At 73.8% G+C, this 1,995-nt stretch carries 2 protein-coding genes; both read right to left on the bottom strand.

The window, feature by feature from the left end:
* Positions 1–31: 31 nt before the first annotated feature.
* Positions 32–856 (bottom strand): ABC transporter ATP-binding protein, encoded by an 825-nt coding sequence (locus PSH25_RS17725; protein WP_091398778.1) that lies wholly within the window; start codon positions 854–856, stop codon positions 32–34.
* A gap of 29 nt (positions 857–885) precedes the next feature.
* Positions 886–1,914, bottom strand: coding sequence for a FecCD family ABC transporter permease (locus PSH25_RS17730; RefSeq protein ID WP_238660136.1), 1,029 nt, complete (start codon positions 1,912–1,914; stop codon positions 886–888).
* Between the last annotated feature and the right edge of the window lie 81 nt (positions 1,915–1,995).

Genomic DNA, 1,995 nt, shown 5'->3' on the forward strand with positions numbered 1-1,995 from the left:
CTGTGCCTGCTGGTTCGCTCGCTGCGCTCGCTCACGCCGGCTCCGGGGCCAGGGTGGTGGCGCGGCGGCGGGCCGCCGGGACGACCAGCGGGGTGCCCGTCTCCGGGTCGTCGATCACGCGGCAGGGCAGCCCGAACACCTCCGCCACCAGGTCGGCGGTGACCACCGACGCCGGCTCCCCGGCGGCCACCACGCGTCCGTCGCGCATGGCGATCAGGTGGGTGGCGTAGCGGGCCGCGTGGTTCAGGTCGTGCAGCACCGCGACAAGCGTGCGGCCCTGCTCCTCGTGCAGCCGGGCGCAGAGGTCCAGGATCTCGATCTGGTGGGCGATGTCGAGGTACGTGGTCGGCTCGTCGAGCAGCAGCAGGGGCGTCTGCTGGGCCAGTGCCATGGCGATCCAGACCCGCTGCCGCTGCCCGCCGGACAGCTCGTCCACCGCCCGGTCGGCGAGGTCGTCGACCCCGGTCGCGGCCATCGACTCCTCGACGACCCGTTCGTCCTCGCGTGACCACTGCCGCAGCAACCCCTGGTGCGGGTAGCGTCCCCGGGCGACCAGTTCGGCGACGCTGATGCCGTCCGGGGCGATCGACGACTGCGGCAGCAGGCCGAGCGTACGGGCCACCTTGCGGGCCGGCAGGTCGTGAATGTCCCGCCCGTCCAGCAGAACCGCACCGGCGCTCGGGCGCAGCATCCGGGACAGTGCGCGCAGCAGCGTCGACTTGCCGCACGCGTTCGGACCGATGATCACCGTGAAGGATCGGTCGGGCACCGCCACGGTCAGGTTCTCGGCGATGGTGCGCTGGTCGTAGGCGAGGGTCAAGGCGGTGCCGCCGAGCCGGGAGTCGCCGGGTCGCATGGGTGCTCCTTCGAGGGCGTGACGGGTGTTCACAGCCGGCCCGCCCGGCGTTCCATCGCCAGCAGCCAGACCAGGTAACCGCCGCCGATCACGCCGGTCACCACGCCGACCGGGAGTTGGTGCCCGGCGAACGCGCGCTGCGCCACCAGGTCTGCCCCGACCAGCAGTGCCGCGCCGACGGCCATCGACGGCAGCAGGTTCGGGCCCGGGGCCTGGGTCAGTCGTTTCGCCACGTGTGGGGCGACGAGCGCCACGAAGGACACCGGCCCGGCGGCGGCGGCCGCGAACGAGACCAGCAGCACGGCGGCGGCGAGCAGCACCAGGCGCAGCCGGCGTACCGGCACACCCAGGGCGCTGGCCGCGTCGTCGCCCAACTCCATCATCCGCAGCGCCGGGGCGCAGCCGACGAGCACCAGCGGCGCCAGCACGACCAGGACGGCGAGCAGCGGCCCGGCGTTTGCCCAGCCCCGCCCGTCCAGGCTGCCGGTGAGCCAGAGCACCGCGCGGGCGGCGTCCATCAGGGGCGCCCGGGTCAGCAGGTAGCCGTTGACGCCGGTCAGGATCGCGGCCACCCCGATGCCGACCAGGATGAGCCGGTAACCGTGCACCCCGCGCCGCCAGGCGAGCGCGTAGATCACCAGACCGGTGCCGAGGCCACCGACGACCGCCGCGCCGGCCAACGCCAGACTGCTGCCGCCGAGGACGACCACCACCAGCGCCCCGGTCGACGCGCCCTGGGTGAAGCCCAGGATGTCCGGGCTGCCCAGCGGGTTACGGACGAGCGACTGGAACACCGTGCCGGCGAGAGCCAATGCCGCACCGACCAGCAGGGCGGTGACCAGCCGGGGCAGGCGCAGGTCGAACACGATGAACTGCTCCGCCAGGGTGCCGCCGCCGGTCAGCGTGCGCAGGACGTCCGCCGGCCCCATCGGGTAGTCACCACTGCCCAGGGCCACCAGGCCGAACCCGGCCGCGAGCAACGCCGCGCCGGCGCCGACGCCCAACGCCCGGGGCCGAAACCGCAGCGACAACCCGCCAGGTGTACGAATGACTGTCACGCCATCGCTCCGCTTCGCTGCGCGCCGGCGCGACGCGCCACAACACTGAGCCTGCTGGTTCGCTCGCTGCGCTCGCTCACG

Source organism: Micromonospora foliorum, assembly GCF_022229015.1.
GTDB lineage: Bacteria > Actinomycetota > Actinomycetes > Mycobacteriales > Micromonosporaceae > Micromonospora > Micromonospora foliorum.

Coding starts and splice junctions, on each gene's coding strand:
- PSH25_RS17725 (WP_091398778.1), bottom strand. CDS start 856: ATGCGACCCGGCGACTCCCGGCTCGGCGGCACCGCCTTGACCCTCGCC.